Source organism: Nonomuraea sp. bgisy101 (assembly GCF_057708945.1).
Map to the genome: position 1 here is coordinate 162,254 of NZ_JBYITD010000002.1, position 22,440 is coordinate 184,693.

The window sequence follows — 22,440 nt, forward strand, 5'->3', positions numbered from 1 at the left end:
ACCATTCCTCGCCTCGCGATAGTACGTGTTTTGTACCGCTCGAAAGCTACGTTGCATTCAGATTGATGTCAATCGAGTGAAAGGCGTTTGTCCAGGTGTATGGCGACAAATTGGTGCAATGACGCTGGGCTCGAATGCAATGCTGCGTTGCAATGAATGGTCGTGAAGGCAATACTGGCGCCATGCCAGGAGGACGGTTGACCCAGCAGGACCGCCAGCGCATCGCGGTCGGACTCGCCGACGGGCTCTCCTACGCCGAGATCGCCAGGCGGCTCGGCCGGCCGACCTCGACGATCAGCCGGGAGATCCGACGCAACGGCGGTCCCGGCGGCTACCTGCCCCAGCAGGCGCACAAGGCGACGGTCCAGCGGGCGCGGCGTGGCACACCGGCACCCCCACGCGCGACCACGTCGCCGGGCGGAACGCTGGAAGAGGAGATCATCGAGATGGCGGTCAGGACGGGGCTGCCGAGGATGACCGCGCGCGTGCACCTCGACCTGTTGCTGTCCGAGGACGGCAGGCGCACCGCGGCCGAGCTGACCCGCAGGCTGAAGGTGAGCCCAGCCTCCGTCTCCGTGGCCGTGAACTACCTGGTCCAGCAGGGGTGCGTCCGGCGCGAGCGCGATCCGCGGCGGCGTCGCGACATCTACGTGGTCGATGACGACGCCTGGTACCACTCGATCGTGATCAGCTCGCGGCAGACGCTCGAGGCGGCGCGGGCCTCGATGGCGGCGGCGCGGACGGCAGGGCTCGACAGCCCCGCGGGGCAGCGGCTGGCCAGGGGAGGGGCGTTCCTGGAGCGGGTCAGCCTGGACCTGATGGTCTCGGCCGACCGCTGGCGCGCCCTCCTGGCGTGATGGATCTCATCCGCCACCTGGGGAGCGGGCAGACCGGTTCCTGCTGATCGTCACCGACCCGCGCCACGTCGCCCCGGAGTTCGATCCTGGGGGGAGGGGCGTGAAAGGCCCCGCTCGGCCGCCGGGGCGTGACCTCTGGGGAACGGGCGGGAAGCGGGACGGACGAACGGCGGCCTGTCGCCGGGCCGCCGTTCGTGTCGTTCACCTACTTGTTCGCCTCGGCGATCGGGTCAGGGATGGGTACGGCCTGGCCCAGCGCGTCGGCGTCGTACACCCCGTCGGCCGGAGCGGCGATCTTGACCGAACCCCACCGGCTGACGCGTGTCCCGGTCTTCACCGACATGCCGTCTGTGCTGGGCAGGGTGGCCGAGAAGCTCTTGACCAGGCCCTTCCCGTCGAGGGTGAGCGTCCAGGAGATGGCGCCCTTCGTCGCGAAGGCCCGCAGCCGCGGCGCCACCGAACGCAGTCCGGCGACCGAGGTCGTGCCCTTCACCACGCCGCCCTTCGCGGGCCCGGCGCCGGCCAGCAGCGTCTTGAGCGTCCCGGGAGCCAGGACGTCGATCAGCGGCGCGCCGGGGGACGTGACGGGCTCCTCGAACCGCAGCCATGTCATTCCCGTCGGCAGCGCGTTACGGACGAGCTCGCCCGACACGTAGGTTTCCTTGCCGATGGTGACGAACCGCGAGGTTCCGGCCAGGGCCGAGAGGGCGTGGACGTCGCCGGGCTCGATCGAGGCGAACAGCGCGAGGCTGAGGTCTCCCTTGAACGTCAGGTCGCTGCCCTTGCCGGGCTGGATCTTGCCCTTCTCGGTGAAGCTGATCAGCTTCTTGCCCTTGACGCTCATCGTGGTGCTGGAGGTGACCTCCGCGCCCTTGCCCGAGGAGATCTGCGCCTTGAGAGCCTTGACCGGATCCGGTCTGGCCGCGGCCTGGGCGGGGACGGCGGTGACGAGGGCGACGCCGGTGGTCAGCGCGAGGCCGGCGATGACGCGCCTCACTTGTCGGCCTCGGTGAGCATCTCGGGCATGCCGGGCACGGTGGGCAGTTCCTTGCCGAGGTCCTTGCTGTCGACCCACGACTCGGCGGGAGGCTCGGTCACCTTGACCGTGGAACCCCAGCCGGTGAACCGGCTGTCGGTGGTGAAGTCCAGCGTCTCGCCCTTGCCCGCCGGGAGCGAGACCTTGGTGGTGAACCGGCTCACGAGGCCCTTGCCGTCGAACTGGAGCATCCAGGTGAGCTTCTGGCCGGCTCGGAAGGCCAGGGGCTTGCCGGGCAGCCGGCCGACCTTGATGGTGCCCTTGGCCACGCCGTTCTTGAACGAGGAGGCGCTGGCGAGCAGGGTCTTGAGCGTGCCGGGCGAGAAGAGGTCGACCTCGGCGCCCGCAGGGCTCGCCTCCACTCTCGGGCCGCGCACCCAGGTCTTGCCCTCGGGCAGTGAACTGGCGACGAGCCCGCCGGACAGGTAGCTCCAGCGCTTGATGTTGATCTGGCGTGTGGGAGTGCGCACCAGCTCCTTGAGCGCCTGGCTCTCCTTCTCGTCGTCGAGCGCCGCGACGAGGATCGGGTCGATGCGGAACTTGACGGTCTTGTCGGAGGCGGCGACCCCCGACGCGCCGAACTCGGAGACGCCGCTCTCACTGGCGGTGAGGATCGGGTCGCCGGAGATCGACATCCGTACGGTGGCGGAGGTCTTGACGCCCTTGCCGGCGACGAACTGCGCCTTGAGCGTCTTGACCGGGTCGGCCTTGGGCGCCGCCGCCTGGGCGGGGGCGGCGGCGATCAACGCGACGCCTGTCGTCAAGGCGAGGCCGATGATGGTTCGCTTCATGAACGTTTTCCTTCTGGAGGGGGAGGAAGATCATTTCACTTGGAGATCACGGGCCTGTCTCGCAGGATGGGATCGCCGGGCAGGGTGTCGTCGAGTCGCCGCTCGTCGATCACCTGGTCGGCGGGCGGGGCGACGATGGCGGCTCGCGAGCCCCAGCCGCTGAAGGTGAGATCCGCTCGGATGAACTCGTTCCGGTTCAGCGGGGCAGTGCTGGTGAAACGCTCGATCACTCCCTTGGAGTCGAGCTGGAGCGCCCACGTGAGCCGCAGATGAGGGGCCATGGACGGCAGGTCCTCGAAGTACCGTCTGAACGACGGGGACACGGCGGCGAGGCTCCTGTACGGCGTGCTCCCCCTGATCACCCGCCCGCGACGGGACGTGGCGTCGGCCAGCAGGGTCTTCAGCGTCGCAGGGGCGAGCACATCGGCCGTTCCCGACCAGAACGAAGGCCCCTCCCAGTCCTTCAGCTTGACCCAGGACCTGCCCTCGGGGAGCCCGCCGAACAGGTTTCCGCTGACGTAGGTCCAGCGGCCGAGCCGGATCCACCGCTGCGGCGTCTCCCACTCGGCCATGTCGACCTGGTCGACGGGTTCGCCATGCTCGCGGAGGAAGTCGTGGAACGCGGGACCATAGCGGAGCGTGCGGGTCATCTCCAGGTTGTCGCGGCCGAAGGCGATGGACCCGACCTGGGACTCGGAGACGTACAGCTTGCCGCCGCTGAACTGCTTGGTGAGCGCCTCGATCCGCACACCCTTGCCGGGGGCGTCGATGACGTGGGGCGGTGCGACCAGAGAGACCGCCGTCAGGACCGAATGGACGAGCATGGCGGCGAGCCTCCCAAGCGAAGATCACGAAATGCGGGAGGCGATGCGCACGGATGGTGAAGGTTCGGTGCAGCCCGACGGCACCCTGGACGGCAGAAGGCCCGGCCCCCGTGGTCGGGAAGCCGGGCCTGGCGCGCAGACTAGCCGGCGGCCTCGGTGAGGACGCTGGGCAGTTCGGGAACCTCGGTGTCGAGGTCGGCCGCGTCGATGACCTCCTCCTCCGGCGGAGCGGTGATGGTGACCTTGGAGCCCCAGTCGCTGTAGCGGGTGTCGGCGGTCATGCTCATCACGCCCAGCAGCCCGAAGTCCAGCTTCGCGACGCTGGTCACCCTCGTCACGAGCTGCTTGGAGTTCAGGGTGATCGCGTAGGCGACCTTGACCTTGCCGATCTTGCCGGGCAGTGAGGTACCGCTGGAGGCCTTGCTGAGGTCGCTCAGGCTGATTGCGCCCTTGTAGACGCCGCCGCCGGCGGACTTGGCGCCCTTGAGGACGGTCTTGAGCACGGAGCCGTCGAAGATGTTGATCAGCTGGCTGCCGGACAGGGTGGCGTCGGGCGCGCCGGCGACGCGCACCCACTTCTTGCCCTCGGGCAGGTCGCGCGAGTAGATGCCGCCCTTGGCGTACGTCTGGCCCTTGACGCTGATGTACCGGGTGGGGCTGAACAGGGCGGCGAACTCGTCGTCGGCCTTGACCGCCGGGCCACCCTTGGTGCGGCGGGTCAGGTCGGACGCGACGACGCCGGACTTGCCGAACGCGATCACACCGGTCATGCGGCCGACACCGCCGCTGGGCTTGCCGTCGGTGAGCATGGTGGTGGTCTCGGAGACCTTGACGCCCTTGCCGGCGACGAACTGCTTCTTGAGCGCCTCAACCGGGTTCTTCGGCGCGCTGGAGAACGCGAATGCGGGGGTGGCGACCGCGACCGCGGATACGGTGAGCGCGGTGGCGGCGATCAAACGCCTCATGTCTTTATGTGCCCCTTCGGTCAGATGTGCGGGACATCCTAGATCGCTAAAGAGGACAATCGGGCGATTTGCCACACATTGGTATGGCTCGCGAGCGATATCTATGACCCGATGACCTGGGCAGGTCAAGCTTGGGACTAGGCTTCCTTGGCGGAAACGCCCGGCACACGGGGTGGGCCCGGGCCGTCGAACATCAGTCGAATAGCAGGGAGTGAACCCGACGCAGCGCGCGGAGTGGAAGGCCGTAGGGACGAGGCGTTCCGCGAAGCGAGCGAGGAGGGGGAGCGACCAAGGAGAAGGACGGACCCTCGTGGACCTGTTCGAACATCAGGCGAAGGAGCTCTTCGCGGACTACGGCATCCCGGTGCCGCGCGGCATCGTCGCGCACACCGTGGAGGAGGTGCGTGCGGCTGCCGAGCAGCTGACCGGCCGCGTTGTTGTCAAGGCCCAGGTCAAGACCGGGGGCCGTGGCAAGGCCGGCGGCGTCAAGGTCGCCGATGACGCGGCGGACGCCGTCGCGAAGGCCACCGACATCCTCGGAATGGACATCAAGGGCCACACGGTCCACAAGGTGCTCGTGGAGGAGGCCAGCGCGATCGCCGAGGAGTATTACTTCTCCTTCCTGCTCGACCGCGCGAACCGTACCTTCCTCGCGATCTGCTCCGCCGCCGGCGGCATGGACATCGAAGAGGTCGCCCACAGCGCACCCGACAAGGTCGCCAAGGTGCCGGTCTCGGCGCTGACCGGCGTCGACCGCGCCAAGGCGCGCGAGATCGCCGTCGCCGGCGGCCTGCCCGAGCAGTCCCTGGACGGCGCGGCCGAGCTCATCGAGAAGCTCTGGTGCTGCTTCGTCGACGAGGACGCCTCGCTCGTCGAGGTCAACCCGATGATCCTGTCGGCCGACGGCCAGGTGAAGGCCCTCGACGGCAAGGTCACGCTCGACGACAACGCGACCTTCCGCCAGGCCGACCACGAGAAGTTCGCCGACAAGGCCGCCGAGGACCCGCTCGAGGCCGCGGCCAAGGAGAAGGACCTCAACTACGTCAAGCTCGACGGCAACGTCGGCATCATCGGCAACGGCGCGGGCCTGGTCATGTCCACCCTCGACGTCGTCGCCTACGCGGGAGAGGCCTTCCCCGGCCAGCCCAAGCCGGCCAACTTCCTCGACATCGGCGGCGGCGCCAGCGCCGAGGTCATGGCCGCCGGCCTGGAGATCATCCTCTCCGACGCCGCGGTAAAGTCGATCTTCGTGAACGTCTTCGGCGGCATCACCGCCTGCGACGCCGTCGCCAACGGCATCGTCTCGGCGTTCAAGCTGCTGGAGGAGCGCGGCGAGGCCGTGACCCGCCCCCTGGTCGTCCGGCTGGACGGCAACAACGCCCTGCTCGGGCGCCAGATCCTGCACGACGCCGCGCTCAAGGGCGTCGAGCTGGTTGACACGATGGACGACGCGGCCAAGCGCGCCGCCGAGCTCGCTGCGGTAGGTGCGTAATGGCAATCTGGCTGACCGAGAACAGCAAGATCATCGTTCAGGGCATGACCGGCGGTGAGGGCACCAAGCACGCCAAGCGCATGCTCGCCTCCGGCGCCAGGGTCGTCGGTGGCGTGAACGCCCGCAAGGCGGGCACCACCCACCTGGACCTGCCGGTCTTCGGCACCGTCAAGGAGGCCATGGAGCAGACCGGCGCCGACGTCTCCGTCGTCTTCGTGCCCCCGGCCTTCACCAAGGACGCGGTCATCGAGGCCGTCGACGCGGGCATCCCGCTCTGCGTGGTCATCACCGAAGGCGTGCCGGTCCACGACACCACGGCCTTCTGGGCCTACGCGGTGTCCAAGGGCAACAAGACCCGCATCATCGGCCCGAACTGCCCCGGCATCGCCTCGCCCGGCGCGTCGAACGCGGGCATCATCCCGGCCGACATCACCACTGCGGGCCGCATCGGCCTGGTGTCGAAGTCGGGCACGCTGACCTACCAGCTCATGTACGAGCTGCGTGACTTCGGCTTCTCGACCGCCGTCGGCATCGGTGGCGACCCCGTCATCGGCACCACGCACATCGACGCGCTCCAGGCCTTCCAGGAGGACCCGGGCACCGACGCCATCGTGATGATCGGTGAGATCGGCGGCGACGCCGAGGAGCGGGCCGCCGCCTACATCGAGCAGCACGTGACCAAGCCGGTCGTGGCCTACGTCGCCGGCTTCACCGCCCCCGAGGGCAAGACGATGGGTCACGCGGGCGCGATCGTGTCCGGCTCGGCCGGCACCGCGCAGGCGAAGAAGGAGGCGCTGGAGAAGGTCGGCGTCCGCGTCGGCAAGACGCCCTCCGAGACCGCCCGCCTGATGCGCGAGATCATGCAGTCCCGCTAGTCCCGTCTCCGCGGGGCTCTCCCGAGCCCCTCAGTACGGCAAAGCGTGGTGACGGCCACCGGGGTCACTCGGTGGCCGTCCGCATGTCCACGCCACTCCAGCGGGACTCCGGTGCCCGCCGCCACGCCGGGACCGCGAGCCGGCTCAGGCGCGGAAACGGCGGCGGGGGGCGGCTTGCCGTACAGGATGAATCGCGGGCGCCCGGCGCGGCTGTGGGGTTCTTGACTGAAAACTTGAGAACATCGAGCACTGTGACGGCCCTTCTCGACCAACTGCGGACAGCTCCCCGGACGGTACTGAGCAAGATCTCCGGAGATGACGACGAGACGAGGCGGCCGCTGCCCGTCTCAGGGATGCTCGCGGCGGCGGCCACGTTGGGGGTCGGGCTGGCCGTGCTCATCACCCTCACCCTGGTCGGCTGGATCGCCGCGCCGAGGGGCGCGCTCGGCACGGGCCTGCCGGGCGTGTTCCGCACCGCCGCGCAGATCTGGCTGGCCGCGCACCACGCGGGGTTCGCCTGGCCCGGCGGGCAGCTCGGGTTGCTGCCGCTGGGGCTCATGGTGCTGCCCGCCGTGCTGCTGTACAAGGCGGCCATCTGGATGGCGCGCGACGCCGACCTGCGGCTGCGGCTGCCCGCGCGGCTGCCGAAGAACAGCCCGAAGGAGCAGGCGGGCGCCAGGCGCAAGGCTCAGCTCGTGCTGGTGGCGCAGGCGGGGGTCTCGCTGGCCGCGCCGTACGCGCTGCTGGCCGGGTTGATCGCCCTGGTGGCCAGGAACGACGTCACCCAGCCCTTCATCGGCGAGGCGCTGCTCAGCCACTTCCTGCTGGCGTTCGTCGCGGGCGTGCTGGCCACCGCGCGCACGATCGGCCCCTGGCGCTCGATGCTGCGGCTGCTGCCCGAGCGGCTGCGCGCCGTCACGGTCGGCACGGCGGTCGCCGTCGCCCTGCTGCTGGTCGCGGGCCTGGTGCTGGTGCTGGTGGCGATCGCGGTCAACTTCTCACAGGTGGCCGACCTGACGAGCGGCCTCGCCCCCGGGTTCGTCGGCGGGCTGCTGCTCGTGCTGGTCCAGGGCCTGTACCTGCTGAACGCCGTCATCTGGGGGCTGGCCTACATCGCGGGGCCCGGCTTCGCCGTCGGCACGGGCACGCTGGTCGCGCCGACGGGCGTGCAGCTCGGCTACGTGCCCACGCTGCCGCTGCTCGGTGCGCTGCCCGACAACGGGCCCGTGCCCGGCCTCATGATGGCGGTGATCGCGCTGCCGTTCGCGGCGGGCGCCGTCGCGGGCGTGGTGGTCGCCAGGATCGCGCCCTCGCCGTCGTATGAGGCGGCGCCGCTGTGGGGGTTCGTCACCGGCATCACCACCGGGCTCGCCGCGGGGGTGCTCGCCGCGCTGTCGGGCGGGCCGATCGGCGGGGCCAGACTGGCCGTCGTCGGGCCCTCGCCGTGGGAGGTGGCACTGTCGGTCGGTCTGGAGGTCGGCGTCGCCGCCGGCATCTCGGTGGGGCTGGCCAACTGGTGGCTGCTCTACCAGGGCGCGCGGGGCAAGGGCCCGATCGCGCGCAAGCTGAGCACGGCGCGCAAGGCGGGGGCGGTCATCGCGAAGGCGGCGAGCAAGGTCGGTTTCGCCGAGTCCGAGGGGCGTGCCCTGCCAGGACACTGGATGGACGCCACGGAGGCGGACACCCAGCCGATCCCGATCATCAGGGACGACTGGCAGGACGAGCACGCGTCGGCGGCGGCCGAGGCCGTGCCGCGGCCCGAGCCGCGACGGCCCGAATCGCCCAGGCCGCCCCGCCGCGACATCGTGGACGAGTCGGACGACCGTGGCGGCCACGTGATCTACCTCGATCCCTACGCGTGGGACCGCGACTGAGGAACCCGACCACGGCTCACGGACAGGGGGCTCACGGACAGGGGCTCACGGACAGCGGGCTCGCGGCTCAGGGGTTCGAGGACCGGGGCCCGCGCGGGGCTACTGCACCGACTTCAGGAAGTCGATCACGCCGGGCGGGAGCTTGGCCGCGGCCGCGTCCCTGAACCCGTCGAAGCACGCGCTCTTCGCCTGCACCGTGCCCGCGCCCTTGAGGCACTCCTGGTAGGCGGAGTACTCGTCCATCAGATACAGCTGCATGGCCGTCGCGGAGGCCGAGAGCAGCAACGACACCGTGGCGACCACGATGCCTCCCACCGCCACACCCTGGGACCTGCCGGCGCCGCGCAGCAGCGGCACCGCCCTGAATCCCGCGACCAGCGCGAAGACGGCCATGACCAGGCCGGCGAGCGGGAGCATGAACGTCATGGCCAGCGCCGCGATGGCCAGCCATATCGCCCTGCGGCCCGCGGACTCCGCGAGTTGCTGGCCGCCCGGTGCCTGCACCGGTGTCGTCACCTGACCTCCTCAACGTTGCCGGACGAGGAACAGATACAGTGGCAGCCCCACCCGAGCATGCGAATGGAGTGCGCCTGTGTCCCAGGCAGGTCGGCTTGTGGTTCTCGTCTCCGGCTCTGGAACCAACCTACAGGCCCTTCTGGATGCCTCAGCAGACCCGTCGTACGGTGCCACGATCGTGGCCGTCGGCGCGGATCGCGACGGCATCGAGGGGCTGGCCAGAGCCGAGCGCGCGGGCGTGCCGACGTTCGTGGAGAAACTCTCCTCGTACGGCTCCCGCGCCGACTGGGACACGGCCATCGCCGCCCGCATCGCCGTCCACAAGCCCGACCTGGTGGTCGCGGCGGGATTCATGAAGATCCTCGGCGAGCCCACGCTGAGCGCGTACCCCGTGCTCAACACCCATCCGGCGCTGCTGCCGTCCTTCCCTGGAGCCCACGGCGTGCGCGACGCGCTGGCCCACGGCGTCAAGGTCACCGGCTGCACGGTGATGCTGGCCGACGCCGGCGTCGACACCGGGCCCATCGTCGCTCAGGAGGCGGTGCGCGTCTTCGACGGAGACGACGAGCACCTGCTCCACGAGCGCATCAAGACCGTCGAACGAGGGCTGCTCGTCGACACAGTCGGCCGGATGGCCCGCGAGGGATGGACCATCGCCGGCCGTACCGTCCGCCTCGGATCAGGAGGAGAACAGAAGTGACCGAGCGCAGCGAGAGCGCTTTCCAGTCCGACACCCGCATCGCCATCAGGCGCGCGCTGATCGCGGTGTACGACAAGTCCGGGCTCGAGGAACTGGCCCGCGCGCTCGACGCCGCGGGGGTGGAGATCGTCTCGACCGGTGGCACGGCGGCCGCGATCGCGTCCTTCGGCGTGGCCGTCACCAAGGTCGAGCAGCTGACCGGCTTCCCCGAGTGTCTGGACGGCAGGGTCAAGACCCTGCACCCGCGCGTCCACGCGGGCCTGCTGGCCGACCTGACGAAGGAGCATCACGTCGCCCAGCTCGCCGAGCTGGAGATCGACCCGTTCCAGCTGGTCGTGGTCAACCTTTACCCGTTCCAGCAGACCGTGGCCTCGGGGGCGTCCGACGCCGAGTGCGTCGAGCAGATCGACATCGGCGGGCCCGCCATGATCCGCGGCGCCGCCAAGAACCACGCCACCTGCGCCGTCGTCGTCGACACCGGCTCCTACGGCGAGATCTACCGGGCGCTCGACCAGGGCGGCTTCACCCTTGACGACCGCAAGCGGCTGGCGGGAGGCGCCTACGCGCACACGGCCGCCTACGACGTCGCCGTGGCCGGCTGGTTCGCCTCGACCTACACCGGCGACCAGCGGTTCACCGGCGCGGCGGGGCAGCTCAAGAGCGTCCTGCGCTACGGCGAGAACCCGCACCAGCAGGCCTCCCTGTACGTCTCGGAGGACGGCGGGCTCGCCAACGCCGAGCAGCTGCACGGCAAGGAGATGTCCTACAACAACTACCTCGACGCCGACGCCGCCTGGCGGGCCGCGTGGGACTTCGACGCGCCGTGCGTCGCGATCATCAAGCACCAGAATCCGTGCGGGATCGCCGTCGGCGGCGACGTCGCAGACGCCCACCGCAAGGCCCACGCGTGCGACCCGGTGTCGGCCTACGGCGGGGTCATCGCGGTCAACGGGGAGGTGACCGTCGAGCTGGCCAGGCAGATCGCGGACGTGTTCACCGAGGTGGTGGTCGCGCCCGCGTTCGCCCCCGAGGCGCTCGCCGTCCTCACAGAGAAGAAGAACCTGCGCCTGCTGCGCTGCGAGCAGCGGCCCGCCAACGCCACCGAGTTCCGCAGGATCGACGGGGGGCTGCTCGTGCAGACCGCCGACAGGATCGACGCTCCGGGCGACGCGCCCGAGAACTGGGAGCTCAAGGCGGGCCCGGCGGCCTCGCCCGAGCTGCTGAAGGACCTCGACTTCGCGTGGCGGGCCTCCAGGTCGGTGAAGTCCAACGCGATCGTGCTGGCCTCCGAGGGGGCCACGGTCGGCGTCGGCATGGGCCAGGTCAACCGGGTCGACTCCTGCCGCCTCGCGGTCACCCGCGCAGGGGACAGGGCGGCGGGGTCGGTGGCCTCCTCCGACGCGTTCTTCCCGTTCGCCGACGGGCCCGAGGTGCTCATCGCGGCGGGTGTGAAGGCGATCGTGGAGCCCGGCGGGTCGATCAGGGACGACGAGGTCATCGCGGCGTGCGAGAAGGCCGGCGTCACCCTCTACTTCACGGGGACGCGGCACTTCTTCCACTGACGCGCCGGTACGGCTACCGCTCCCGCGTGTGGCGCGGTAGCCGTCACGGGGGATAGGACCGTGGCGGGAGAGACAGGTGTAAACCGCGACGACCATGCTTGGACGGCGGTTATGGTGAGTCCTCTGTCTGGTTCTTCCCCCGGAGTCCACTTATGCCGATGCTCGAATCGATCCTGCATGTCTTCGTGGCCGTGAACGGCTTCTCCACGAGCCCGGTCGTCCTCGTGGTGCTGGCCTTCGTCGGCGCCTATTTCGGGGCGAAGCTCGTGGAGGTCATTCCCTTCACGCGGCGGATCATCGAGCGTCGTGAGGCTCAGGCGGCGGAGCGGCAGTAGGCCGGCCCGCCGTCCACGCCAGCTTGGCGGCACCGGCCAGCGCGGCCCGGACGCCCAGCCGGGAGCGGCGGATCTCGACGCGCTTGACGAAGTCGAGGCCGGCCAGCTCGTCCATGGCGCGGCGCAGCGGGTCGAAGAGGATCGGACCGGCGTTGGCGACGCCGCCGCCGATGACCACGTGTGTCACCTCGACCGCGGCCGCCGTCGAGACGATCATCGCGGCCAGCGCGCGGGCGCCCCGCCCGAACGCCGCGACCGCCACGGGGTGACCCGCCGCGGCGTCCCTGGCCAGCATCGCCCCGTCCGGCACGACCTCCCCGGCCGCCTCCGGGCCGCCGACTGCGGGGCTGGGGTCGGCGGGTGAGGGGGTCCAGCCGTTCTCGGTGGCCCAGCGGACCAGGTTGGGGCCGCTGGCGTACCGCTCGACGCATCCGCGGCTCCCGCACGCGCACGGGTCGCCGTCGGGGTCGACCGTCATGTGCCCGACATGTCCGGCGTTGCCGGTGGGGCCGAGCAGCGGCGCACCGTCGATGACCAGCCCACCGCCGATGCCCGTCGAGACCACGATGCCCAGCATCGACCGGCTCTCGGCGCCGGTGCCGAGCCAGTGCTCGCCGAGCGCGAAGCACTGCGCGTCCCCCGCCAGCACGGTCGGCAGCCCGGTGAGCTCCCGCACCCGTTCCCTCAGGGGGAAGTCCCTCCAGGTGGTGATGTTGACCGGGCTCACCGTTCCCACGGCCAGGTTGAGCGGGCCCGCGCAGCCGATCCCGACCGCGACGGGCACCGGCCCTTCGGCCACCATCTCGGCGATGAGCAGGGCGAGCGCGTCGAAGACGTCCTCACGAGGCGTCGGGCGCGTGGCCGAGCGCAGGACGGCGCCTTCGCGGTCGACGAGGGCCGCCGCGAGCTTGGTGCCACCGATGTCGATGGCGAGTACGTAGGTCATCAGTGTTTGTGGTGGTTGTCGGGCTGGCGAGGGTCGCCAGGATGTTCGAGGCCGGGGACGAGCTCCACCCGCGCCGCCCGCTGCACGTCCAGCCAGCGGGCGAACGCCCGCTGCCCGGCCGCCGCCACGAGCTCCGCGTCAGCCGAACCGCCCGCAGGCGCGGAGGCGGGCACAGAAGCGGGCACAGAAGCGGGCACAGAAGCGGGCACGGAAGCGGAAGCCGGGGCGGGCACGGGAGCGACGTCGGGAGCGGGGGCGGAAGCCGCGGCGAGACCGGCGGCAGGGGCGGAAGCGGGGGCGGGACGGGCGATGGCCACGTGCCAGCCGAGCGGGTCCCTGACCGGCCCGGCCTGTGTCCCGTACGGCAGGCTCCGCAACGCGGCCGCGATCGCGGAGGGCAGCGTGTCGAGGGAGATCGCCCCGAGCGGCTCCAGGTCGTCGGGGGTGGCGTCGGCGGCGGCGCGCTCGTCGGCGTAGAGCCCGTGCCGTACCAGATGGAGGGGCGGGGCGGGGTCCCGCGGCGGCGGCGACCACGCGGCGGGGACGCGCGCCGACGCGGTCACGGAACGGTGGACGGCGCGGACCCACGGGCTGCCGTTGTAGGCGGAGGCGTTGATGGAGCCCAGCTCGACGGCGGCGAGGCGGTCGAGCGCCGGGCCTTCGAGCGGCGCGAGACCCCTGGCAAGCGCCTCGTGCTCGCACAGCACCTCCGTCAGGATGACCTGCGTCACCCAGCGGGCCATCTGCCTGTCCTCGGAGCTGCCGGGCGCGGGCAGGGCGGCGCTGAGCGGCCCTTCCCGCAGGCCGCGCAGGCGGGCGTCCAGGAGGTCGCGGGGGACGGCGTGCCCGTCGACCGTTCCGATCACGGCCCCGTGGACGTGAGCGGGGTGGGAATGGGTCATCGCGCGACCTCCACGCGGACGGCGGGCGTGTACTGGCATCTGCCGTACCACATGATCTTGGCCAGCGCCCAGGAGCGGACCTCGGGGGCGTCGGGCGGGACCGAGACGGGGAAGGAGACGTCCACCTCCGCGCCCGGGGCCACCTCGAAGCCTTGGACGACGGAGGGGAGCAGCTCCCACGTGCCCCACGGGGAGGCGAGCTGGGCCTCGCCGCGGATGGGCCCCGCGGTGGTGTTGGCCAGGCGTATGGTCAGGGCGGCCCGGTCACCGGGACGCAGGCGGAGCTCCTCGGTGACGGCGGTGACCGACAGCCCTGTCGGCCTGCCTTCGTCCGCCCTGGTCCCCTGCGCGGCCTCCCCGTCCCCTGGCACGGACTCGATGGGCGCGGGCAGCTCGGGGGCGTCGCCGAGCGCGACGGTGACGGCGTCCTCGATCACCTGACCGCCCACCTGGGTGCGGACGGTCACGAAGTGCAGACCCTGGCCCTCGCCGGGAGTGACGGTGAACGGGAAGCGGGCGTGGCCGCCCGGTTCGAGGCGGAAGACGCGCCGGGACGGCTCGGCGGTCCAGCCGTCGGGCAGCTCCAGCGTCACCACGCCCTCGTGGGGCGCGTCCACGAGGTGGGAGGAGACGACGACGTCCATCTCGAACGGGCCCGCGGAGGTGACGAGGGCGGGGGAGGCGGCCAGGCTCACGGGGAGGTAGCCGAGCGGGGCGGGCCCCTTGTTGTGCAGCCAGTAGCGGCTGTAGACCGGCTGGGCGATCTCGGCGGTCGCGCCGAGGACCGCGCTCGACCGGTCGAGGGGCGCGGGGGCCACGAAGGTGGCGACCTCGGCGCCCGCCAGGGAGAGCGTGTCCTGTGTGCCGGGGCCTTCGAGCAGGTCGGAGCGGACCAGGCCGTCCAGGTCGAGGACGGGCGAGTGCAGTGAGGCTGTCGCGCCCAGGCCCGTCGACTCGGTCAGCCTGATCGTCACCCCGTCCTGTTCCGCCGAGACGCCGTGTGCGAGCGGGTTACCCGTGGCCTTGACCGTGCTGAACAGCACCTCACGCGGCGGGTCCACCCGCAGCAGCGAGTGCAGCGGCGGCAGGTCGCCGCCCTGGGCGGGGAGCACGCGGGGCAGCAGCGGCGTGCTGAACCCCTGTCCCGCCGCGGGCAGGCCGAGCGCGCGCCAGTCGCCGTCGCCCGCCGCCAGCGCGTAGGAGAACTCGTGCGTCCAGTGCTGTAGCTGGAACCCCGATCCGTCAGGTGTCGTACGGCGGGGCGGATCCAGCCACACGCCCGAGGGCCAGCCGGTGCACGAGCGCATCAGCGACAGGTGCAGCGCCCCCGAAGGGTCGACGGCGAAGCCCGGCAGGCCGTACGTGAGGAGGGCGACCGTCCTGTCCTCCAGCTCCTCGCCTCCGACGGGGCACAGGGCGTGGATGACCGCCCCGTCCAGCAGCGGGTCGGCCGGGTCGGTCACGATCAGCGCGGGCAGGGCGCGCACGTCCCGCAGGTCGGCGCTCGGCTGCCACACCTCGGCCAGCGGCTTCTCGGCGGGCACCCACACCCGGCTCGCGCCCGACTCGAGCGCGTCGAGGAAGGCGGGGTCGCTGCGCGACAGCAGCTCGGCGGCCAGCGGGTTGGTGCCGGGGCCGCCGAGGATGATGCGCACGTCGGGCAGGTTGGAGTCGACGTCGAGCCAGCCGTACCTGGAGCCGGACGCCGAGGAGGTCGTGGCGGTCACGCCCACCCTGGCCAGTGCCACCACCAGATCGCGGGCGGCGGCCGCCTCCTCGTGGGAGCGGACGACGATCTCCGCCACGCCGATCGCGCGGGCCCCGGCCCCGCCCAGGTCGACGCGGGCGGTGGACGACAGGCCGAACCAGGTGTTGGCGGGGTTGTCCAGCGTCCACGGGTGCTCGGCGCTGTCGACGTCCGGCAGGGCGAATCCGCGTCCGACGACCGCGCCCGCGACGTCGGAGACGGGCAGCGCGCCCCGCACCTGGGCGGGGAAGCGAACCCTGAGCAGCCGGTCGGCGCCGGCGTGGTCGAGGACGCGGGTGGCGAACTCGACCCGCTCGTCCCTGAGCGTGACGACCTGCTCGTAGGACAGGTCGCCGATCTCGCCGGTGACGATCAGGCGGGAGCCGAGCGGGCTGGTCTCGGCTCTCACGGTGGCGGTGGTGGTGCCGGTGCCGGTGATCGCGCCCGTGGGGATGAGGTGCCAGGGGCCCTCGCCCATGTCGGGGTGCTGCGGGTACTCGTCGTAGAGTCGCAGCTCGTTGCCGAGGCCGGTCAGCAGCTCGTGGCCGTCCCTGATGAGGGAGGTCAGGCCACCGCCCCGCGCGGGGTCGGCGGTGACGCGCCAGCGCCCGCTCTCGACGGTGTGGCCCTCGATCGGCCGCCACTCGTCGGCGTCGCCTTCGATCACCTGGTAGGCCCGCCAGCCGAGCGCGGGCACGTCCTCGGCGAGGAAGACGTGCGTGCCGTCCTCGACGACCGAGGGGGCGTCCACCCGCAGCCCCGGCTCCAGCCGTACCCTGACCAGGCCGTCGCGGGCGAAGGAGAGCGTGTTGGTGACGACGACAGAGCGGCCGTCCACGGCCACGCGCCCCAGCAGCGCGTCGAGGGCGCGGTCGCGGGCGTCGGCGGCCAGGTCGTACGCCTCGCGCCAGCCGGTGAGCAGGTCGACGTAGACCTGGTCGGACTCGGAACCGGTGATCGCGTCGTGGTGCGCGCCGTAGGCGAGCTGCCGCCACACCTTGTCCAGCGCCGCGTGCGGGTAGCGGCCGAGACCTAGCAGCGACGCGAACGCGGCGAGCCGCTCGGCGTCGAGCGCGGCCACCTCGGCGGCGCGCTGGGCCTGCTTGGTGTCGATGTACGAGACGTCCTTGCCGGTGTAGATGGGGTTCATGTCGCGTGTCTGCGGGCTGAACGTGCTCGTCGCGGCCTTCACCGCCTCGAAGAAGTCGTGCGGCACCGCGCAGACGAACTTCGGCCACACGTAGCGGGCGGCCCACTCCCTGTGGATCTCGGTCACCCACTTGTTCGGCGGGGTGTAGTCGGTGCCGACGGGCAGCAGCACGTTCTTGGTGGCCGCGACGGGCTTGAGGCTCGCGAACAGCTCGTGGACCGCCGTCATCGCCTCCTCCAGCGTCGCCGAGGAGTCCATCCACCAGCCCGCCGAGTAGTGCGCGGGCATGTAGTGCGTCACGACCCCCAGCCCCGACGGCGAGATCCACTCGAACTCGCTCGGGAACTGCATCAGCGTGGCGTCGTTCTTGGCCTGCCTGAAGTTCTTGCTGATCGGGCCCCACTGGTGGAAGGGCCCGCGTGCCCACGCGCTGCCCGTCAGGCCCGCGGCGGCCAGGTAGCCGGGGAACTGCGGGTCGTGGCCGAACGCGTCGAGCTGCCACGCCGTCCGGGGCTCGCCGCCGAGGATGTCGCGCTGGTAGCCGATGCCGTACACGATGTTGCGGATCGTGGTCTCGGCGCCGGTCAGGTTGGTGTTGGGCTCGTTGTAGGTGCCGCCCATCAGCTCGACCCTGCCCTCGGCCATGAGGCGGCGCAGGTCGGCCCTGCGCTCGGGGTGGATGTCGAAGAACGGCTTCAGATAGTCGATCTCGGCGAGCACGAACTTGTAGTCGGGGTCCCGCGCGGCCAGCGCCAGGTGCGCCTCCACCAGCGCGAACGCGTTGCGCTCCCACAGCGGCCTGGTCGTCGCGTCACCCGACAGCAGCTCCCACGGGCTGGTGTAGGCCGCCTGCGTGTTCCACCAGACGGGGTCGTAGTGGAAGTGCGACACCATGTGCATCGTCCAGCCGGGCTCCTCGACGGTCACCTCGGCGGCGATCTCGCTGCCCGCCGCGCTCACGTGGCAGTGGAGCGTGCTTCCCACCGGGGCGCTCACCTCGAGCGGAACCTCCACCACGACGGTTCCCTCGCCCGCGGGCACGATCGCGTGGCCCGCGATCCCCTCACCGCGCACCTCCAGGCCGGTGTCGTGCTCGCCCTGCTCGGCGGTGACCCTGAGGACCTGGTACGGCTGCGCGTCCGTTCCCACGAAAAGGTCGGTCGACTCGGCGGACAACAGGCGAACGGGCACGGGGTCTCCCTCGGCGTCCTTGGGGGCTGTCGCCGTCACCCTAGGTCCTATCAAGATCAATGGCAACGTTGTCATAGCCGTGACCACTTGCTCACGAACCCCCCGGAACCCGGCGAACCGTCCGCCTCGCGGGCCAGGAGATCCTGGAACGGCGTTCAGGCTCGGGAGGCTCCGCGCCCGGGAAGCATGGGCTCCAAGAACAGGGCGATGTTGACGAGAACCACAGAAAGGGATACGTTCCGGTAGATTTCGCGGCGACTCAGGGGAAATCCGGTGAGATGCCGGTGCGGACGCGCCACTGTATCCGGGAATACAACCCTCGGGAGCCAGGTCACCTGACCGCCGCGACCTCGACCAGCGGGACGCGTCATCCCTGAGGAGGCTTCACATGAGTGGTCTGTCCACGTCCGTAACCGCTATTCCGCTCCACCGTCTCACGCGCTGGCTGCTGGCCGTGCCCGTCCTGATGCTGCTCGCGTACCTCGTCCTGATGGACAACGGCGCGATCTCGCAGACCGGCACGTTCCTGCACGAGCTCATGCACGACGGGCGTCATCTGCTCGGCGTGCCCTGCCACTGAGGCACGGCCGTGGTGAGAACCCTGGTGGTCAGGGGCCTGCTCGTGGGCCTGCTGGCCGGACTCGTCGCGGGCGCGTTCGCCTTCTTCGTGGGTGAGCCGCGCGTCGACGCCGCCATCGCCCTCGAAGAGGCGGCCGCGTCCGCCGCTCCCTCGGAGCCGCACGGGCACGACGACGGCGCGGCGGCCTCCCACGATCACGGCGAAGAGGCCGTGGTCAGCAGACCGGTGCAGAAGGCCGGGCTCTTCCTCGCAACCGGCCTGTACGGCGTGGCGGTGGGCGGCGTCTTCGCCCTCGTCTTCGCCGGGCTGCGCGGCAGGGTGGGGCCCAGGTCGGAGCCCGGGCTGGCCGTCGCCGCCGCGGCGGCCGCCTTCGGCGCCATCATCCTTGTCCCCTTCCTGAAATATCCGGCCAACCCCCCCGCTGTGGGCGACCCTGAAACGATCAACTCGAGGACGGTCCTCTACGTCGTCATGGTCCTCGTCGGCCTCGCCTCCATCGCGATCGCCGTCGCCGCCGCCCGCAGGGTCACCGTGCCCGGGGTGTGGGCGAAGGGCCTGGTGGCAGGGGCCACCTTCCTGGTGCCTGTGATCGCCGCGTGGGCGCTCCTCCCGCGCGTCGACGAGGTGCCGACCGGCTTCCCCGCCGCCCTGCTGTGGGACTTCAGAGTCGCCTCCCTCGGCACCCAGCTGGTGTTCTGGGCGGCGTTCGGGCTGTTGTTCGCCGCGGCGGGCGAACGCGTGAAGGCACGGGTCAGCTGACCAGAGTGCTGTTCGTCCGGCATGCCTTGACGGTCGGCATGCGTGGCGCGCGCTTCCCCACGGGGGAGGAACGTGCCGACCCGTCAAGCCTTGACGCCGCCCACCTCCTGGCAGGGACGCTCCCCGAGGGACCCGGGGGAACGGCGTTCGTCGCCCCGGGCCGGGCCGCGCAGGAGACCGCCGCGGCGCTCGGGTTCGAGCCCGTGGTCGTGCCCGAGCTGGCCGAACCGGACTACGGGAGGTGGCGCGGCCTGCCGTACGAGGACGTCGCCCAGGCGGACCCTGAGTCCTTCGCGCGCTGGCTCGCCGACCCCGGCGCGGCGCCCCACGGCGCCGAGTCCCACAGCCACGCGGCGGCCCGGGTCGTCCGCTGGCTGGAAGGACTCCGCGACGCCGCAGTCCCTGACGACCACCCGCGCGAGCAGGTTCCCGCCCCCGGCGCGGGCCTGGGCGCCCTGCGCGCGATGGTCGTGTGCGATGTCGGCGCCGTACGGGCGGCGGTGGGGCACGCCCTCGGAGTCGGGCCTCTCGTCGCCGCGCGTTTCGATCTCGCCCCTCTTTCTCTCACGCAGTTGTCCGCCACCCCGGAGGGCTGGCGGATCGGGTACGTCAACCGGAAGGCCGCACCGTGACCGCCACCTATCCCTTCAGCGCCGTCGTCGGCCTGGACGATCTCAAGCTGGCGCTGGTGCTCAACGCCGTCTCCCCCCGCGTGGGCGGCGTGCTCGTCAGAGGCGAGAAGGGCACGGCGAAGTCCACGATCGTCAGAGCGCTGGCCGCGCAGCTGCCGCCGGTGGAGGTGCTGGCGGCGTGCAGGTTCGCGTGTGATCCTTCCGCGCCGGACCCCGAGTGTCCCGACGGGCCGCACGAGCCGGGCGAGCAGGCGGTGACCAGGGCGGCGACGCTGGTGGAGCTGCCGGTGGGAGCGTCGGAGGACCGGCTGGTGGGCTCGCTGGACCTGGAACGGGCGCTCACGGAGGGGGTCAAGGCGTTCGAGCCGGGCCTGCTGGCCGCCGCCCACAGGGGCGTGCTCTACGTGGACGAGGTCAACCTCCTGCACGACCACCTGGTGGACCTGCTGCTCGACGCCGCCGCGCTCGGCACCTGCTACGTCGAACGGGAGGCCGTCTCCGTCCGGCACGCGGCCAGATTCCTGCTGGTCGGCACCATGAACCCGGAGGAGGGCGAGCTGCGGCCCCAGCTCCTGGACCGGTTCGGGCTGACGGTGGAGGTGCGGGCGTCGCGAGAGCCGTCGGAACGGGCCGAGGTGGTACGGCGGCGCATGGCTCACGACGCCGACCCGCGAGCGTTCGCGGCGCGGTGGACGGCGCAGGAGGCGGAGCTGGCGGCGGGGATCGCGGCGGCCAGGGACCGTCTCCGGGCGGTGGAGTTGCCTGACGCCCGCCTGCGGCAGATCGCGGAGGTGTGCGCGGCGTTCGAGGTGGACGGCCTGCGCGCCGACCTGGTCACGGCGAACGCCGCCGTCGCGCATGCCGCCTGGCGGGGTTCGAGGGTGGTGACGACCGAGGACGTGCGGGTGGCGGCCAGGCTGTCGCTGCCGCACCGGCGGCGGCGCGACCCGTTCGACGCGCCCGGACTGGACGAGCGGCTCCTGGAGGAGCTGCTGGCCAGGACCTCCGAGGACGAGCACCCCGACGACGACTCCGACCCCGACACCCCGCCCCCGACGGGGGACGACCCCACGGGCGGTCCCGACGGCGACGGCGGTCAGGGCGACGGGCAGGACGAGGGTCAGGGCGAGGGCGGGCAGGGCCACGGGCGGGCCGACGGCGGGCGGCGCGGGGACGCGACATCCGGCGGCGACACCCAGGCGGCGGACGGAGCCCCCGCGGGCGAGCCCCGCGGCGACTCGCGCCCACGGGAGGCGTCAGGGCCGCACGAGAGCCCCGCAGGAGCCGAAGACCAGGAAGGCCGGATCCAGGTGGCCGGGGTGGCGGCGCCGTACCGGGTGCCGTGGCTGAAGGTGGAGGGCCTCGGCGACGGCGCGTCCGGCAGGCGGTCGCGCGCCCGCACCCCGCACGGCCGCACCACAGGCTCCCGTGCCCCCCATGGCCCGCTACGCTCGCTCCATCTCACCGCCACGCTCGTCGCCGCCGCGCCGTACCAGAAGGAACGCGGACGCTCCGCCCCCGGCCTGCTCATCCGCCAGGAGGACCTGCGCGAGACGGTCAAGGAGGGCAGGGAGGGCAACCTGGTGCTCTTCGTCGTCGACGCCAGCGGATCCATGGCCGCGCGCAGGCGGATGACCGCCGTCAAGACCGCGGTCCTGAGCCTGCTGCTCGACGCCTACCAGCGGCGCGACAAGGTCGGCATGGTCACGTTCAGGGGCAGCGCCGCCGAGGTGGCGCTGCCGCCGACCTCGTCGGTCGAGGCGGGCGCGGCGAGGCTGCGCGCGCTGCCGACCGGCGGGCGCACGCCGCTGGCGGCGGGCCTGGCGCGCGCCGCCGAGGTGCTGCGCGTGGAACGCATGCGCGACCCCGACCGCAGGCCGCTGCTGGTGGTGGTGACCGACGGCCGCGCCACCTCGGGCGGCGATGTGGACCGCGCCGCGGCCCTGCTCACCGGCACGGCGAGCGTCGTCGTCGACTGCGAGTCAGGGCCGGTGAGGCTCGGCCTGGCCGCACGCCTGGCGACCAGACTGCGCGCCAGGCTCATCCCGCTCGACGGGATGGACGACCTCATCCGCGACTACAGAAGGGCGAGCTGACATGCCGCAGGGCAAGCCGGAGGTCGTCCCCGACGACGGCCTCACCACCCGGCAGCGCAGGAACAGGCCGCTGCTGATCGTTCACACGGGACCCGGCAAGGGCAAGTCGACGGCCGCGTTCGGGATGGCGCTGCGGGCGTGGAACCAGGGCTGGCCGATCGGCGTGTTCCAGTTCGTGAAATCGGCCAAATGGCGCATCGGCGAGGAGCGGGCCCTGCGCGTCCTCGGCGACTCCGGCGAGGGCGGGCCCGTGACCTGGCACAAGATGGGCGAGGGCTGGTCGTGGATCCAGCGTCCCGGTGCGGAGGAGGACCACGCGGCTGACGCCCTGGAGGGCTGGCGGCAGATCAAGCGCGACCTGGAGGCCGAGGCCTACCGGTTCTACGTGCTCGACGAGTTCACCTACCCGATCAAATGGGGCTGGCTGGACCTCGACGACGTGGTGGCCACGCTCGCCGGCCGTACGGGGAACCAGCACGTGGTGATCACCGGCAGGGACGCGCCGGAGAAGCTGCTCGCGGCGGCCGATCTGGTGACCGAGATGGGCAAGGTCAAGCACCCCATGGACGCGGGCCAGAAGGGGCAGAAGGGCATCGAGTGGTAGTTCCGC

At 71.7% G+C, this 22,440-nt stretch carries 20 protein-coding genes and 1 riboswitch; of the genes, 12 read left to right on the top strand and 8 right to left on the bottom strand.

Going from position 1 to position 22,440, the window contains the following annotated elements:
- The first annotated feature begins 197 nt into the window (after positions 1-197).
- Entirely contained in the window at positions 198-857 is a 660-nt protein-coding gene (locus AC3EO4_RS04350; RefSeq protein WP_379570819.1) for a GbsR/MarR family transcriptional regulator, read from the top strand.
- A gap of 205 nt (positions 858-1,062) precedes the next feature.
- Here the strand turns inward: AC3EO4_RS04350 and AC3EO4_RS04355 are convergent, their stop codons facing one another.
- From AC3EO4_RS04355 to AC3EO4_RS04370, 4 genes are all read right to left on the bottom strand, one after another.
- Positions 1,063-1,854, bottom strand: coding sequence for a hypothetical protein (locus AC3EO4_RS04355; RefSeq protein ID WP_379570821.1), 792 nt, complete (start codon positions 1,852-1,854; stop codon positions 1,063-1,065).
- Positions 1,851-2,684: a hypothetical protein gene (locus tag AC3EO4_RS04360; RefSeq protein WP_431893890.1), complete on the bottom strand. Its 834-nt coding sequence runs from the start codon at positions 2,682-2,684 to the stop codon at positions 1,851-1,853. Before AC3EO4_RS04360 ends, AC3EO4_RS04355 begins: the two co-directional genes overlap by 4 nt.
- A gap of 35 nt (positions 2,685-2,719) precedes the next feature.
- Positions 2,720-3,508, bottom strand: a complete 789-nt coding sequence (locus AC3EO4_RS04365; protein WP_379570825.1) for a hypothetical protein — start codon at positions 3,506-3,508, stop codon at positions 2,720-2,722.
- A 140-nt stretch (positions 3,509-3,648) separates the two neighbouring features.
- Positions 3,649-4,473, bottom strand: coding sequence for a hypothetical protein (locus tag AC3EO4_RS04370; protein ID WP_431893892.1), 825 nt, complete (start codon positions 4,471-4,473; stop codon positions 3,649-3,651).
- Positions 4,474-4,783: 310 nt separating this feature from the next.
- Here AC3EO4_RS04370 and sucC point away from each other — a divergent pair, with 310 nt between their 5' ends.
- The 3 genes from sucC (at position 4,784) to AC3EO4_RS04385 (ending at position 8,714) form a co-directional block, all read left to right on the top strand.
- On the top strand, positions 4,784-5,965 hold the full coding sequence (gene sucC, locus AC3EO4_RS04375) for an ADP-forming succinate--CoA ligase subunit beta (protein ID WP_379570829.1): 1,182 nt from the start codon (positions 4,784-4,786) through the stop codon (positions 5,963-5,965).
- Positions 5,965-6,840: a succinate--CoA ligase subunit alpha gene (sucD, locus tag AC3EO4_RS04380; protein ID WP_379570831.1), complete on the top strand. Its 876-nt coding sequence runs from the start codon at positions 5,965-5,967 to the stop codon at positions 6,838-6,840. Before sucC ends, sucD begins: the two co-directional genes overlap by 1 nt.
- A gap of 251 nt (positions 6,841-7,091) precedes the next feature.
- Positions 7,092-8,714: a cell division protein PerM gene (locus AC3EO4_RS04385; RefSeq protein WP_431893895.1), complete on the top strand. Its 1,623-nt coding sequence runs from the start codon at positions 7,092-7,094 to the stop codon at positions 8,712-8,714.
- A gap of 99 nt (positions 8,715-8,813) precedes the next feature.
- Here the strand turns inward: AC3EO4_RS04385 and AC3EO4_RS04390 are convergent, their stop codons facing one another.
- Entirely contained in the window at positions 8,814-9,230 is a 417-nt protein-coding gene (locus AC3EO4_RS04390) for a hypothetical protein (protein ID WP_431893897.1), read from the bottom strand.
- A gap of 76 nt (positions 9,231-9,306) precedes the next feature.
- Between AC3EO4_RS04390 and purN the strand changes: the two genes are divergently transcribed.
- From purN to AC3EO4_RS04405, 3 genes are all read left to right on the top strand, one after another.
- Positions 9,307-9,930, top strand: coding sequence for a phosphoribosylglycinamide formyltransferase (gene purN / locus AC3EO4_RS04395; protein ID WP_431893898.1), 624 nt, complete (start codon positions 9,307-9,309; stop codon positions 9,928-9,930).
- A complete protein-coding gene (gene purH, locus AC3EO4_RS04400; protein WP_379570839.1) occupies positions 9,927-11,492 on the top strand; it encodes a bifunctional phosphoribosylaminoimidazolecarboxamide formyltransferase/IMP cyclohydrolase in 1,566 nt (521 codons plus the stop codon). The genes purN and purH overlap by 4 nt, the downstream gene beginning before the upstream one ends.
- 158 nt (positions 11,493-11,650) lie before the next feature.
- Positions 11,651-11,827: a hypothetical protein gene (locus tag AC3EO4_RS04405; RefSeq protein ID WP_379570841.1), complete on the top strand. Its 177-nt coding sequence runs from the start codon at positions 11,651-11,653 to the stop codon at positions 11,825-11,827.
- On the opposite strand, the gene AC3EO4_RS04410 is transcribed toward AC3EO4_RS04405, so the two are convergent.
- Genes AC3EO4_RS04410 through AC3EO4_RS04420 form a run of 3 tightly spaced genes read right to left on the bottom strand, consistent with a single transcriptional unit; the run spans position 11,787 to position 17,802 of the window.
- On the bottom strand, positions 11,787-12,773 hold the full coding sequence (locus AC3EO4_RS04410) for an ROK family protein (protein WP_431893900.1): 987 nt from the start codon (positions 12,771-12,773) through the stop codon (positions 11,787-11,789). The two genes, AC3EO4_RS04405 and AC3EO4_RS04410, sit on opposite strands and share 41 nt — an antisense overlap.
- On the bottom strand, positions 12,773-13,675 hold the full coding sequence (locus tag AC3EO4_RS04415) for a DUF7158 domain-containing protein (protein WP_431893902.1): 903 nt from the start codon (positions 13,673-13,675) through the stop codon (positions 12,773-12,775). The genes AC3EO4_RS04410 and AC3EO4_RS04415 overlap by 1 nt, the downstream gene beginning before the upstream one ends.
- On the bottom strand, positions 13,672-17,802 hold the full coding sequence (locus tag AC3EO4_RS04420) for a glycoside hydrolase family 38 N-terminal domain-containing protein (RefSeq protein ID WP_431893903.1): 4,131 nt from the start codon (positions 17,800-17,802) through the stop codon (positions 13,672-13,674). Before AC3EO4_RS04420 ends, AC3EO4_RS04415 begins: the two co-directional genes overlap by 4 nt.
- A gap of 188 nt (positions 17,803-17,990) precedes the next feature.
- Positions 17,991-18,120: riboswitch (cobalamin riboswitch) on the top strand.
- Positions 18,121-18,151: 31 nt separating this feature from the next.
- Between AC3EO4_RS04420 and AC3EO4_RS04425 the strand changes: the two genes are divergently transcribed.
- From AC3EO4_RS04425 to cobO, 5 genes are read left to right on the top strand one after another with little or no spacing between them, the layout of a single operon-like run.
- Positions 18,152-18,343 carry a CbtB domain-containing protein gene (locus AC3EO4_RS04425; RefSeq protein WP_358136434.1) on the top strand — a complete coding sequence of 64 codons (192 nt, stop codon included), beginning with the start codon at positions 18,152-18,154 and terminating at the stop codon, positions 18,341-18,343.
- A gap of 9 nt (positions 18,344-18,352) precedes the next feature.
- The gene (locus AC3EO4_RS04430) at positions 18,353-19,102 is read left to right on the top strand and encodes a CbtA family protein (RefSeq protein WP_431893906.1); all 750 of its coding nucleotides are present in this window, start codon (positions 18,353-18,355) and stop codon (positions 19,100-19,102) included.
- 5 nt (positions 19,103-19,107) lie between these two features.
- Entirely contained in the window at positions 19,108-19,734 is a 627-nt protein-coding gene (locus AC3EO4_RS04435; protein WP_431893907.1) for a histidine phosphatase family protein, read from the top strand.
- Positions 19,731-21,830, top strand: coding sequence for a VWA domain-containing protein (locus tag AC3EO4_RS04440; RefSeq protein WP_431893909.1), 2,100 nt, complete (start codon positions 19,731-19,733; stop codon positions 21,828-21,830). The genes AC3EO4_RS04435 and AC3EO4_RS04440 overlap by 4 nt, the downstream gene beginning before the upstream one ends.
- Position 21,831: 1 nt before the next feature.
- Positions 21,832-22,434 carry a cob(I)yrinic acid a,c-diamide adenosyltransferase gene (cobO, locus tag AC3EO4_RS04445; RefSeq protein WP_431893911.1) on the top strand — a complete coding sequence of 201 codons (603 nt, stop codon included), beginning with the start codon at positions 21,832-21,834 and terminating at the stop codon, positions 22,432-22,434.
- Positions 22,435-22,440: the final 6 nt, after the last annotated feature.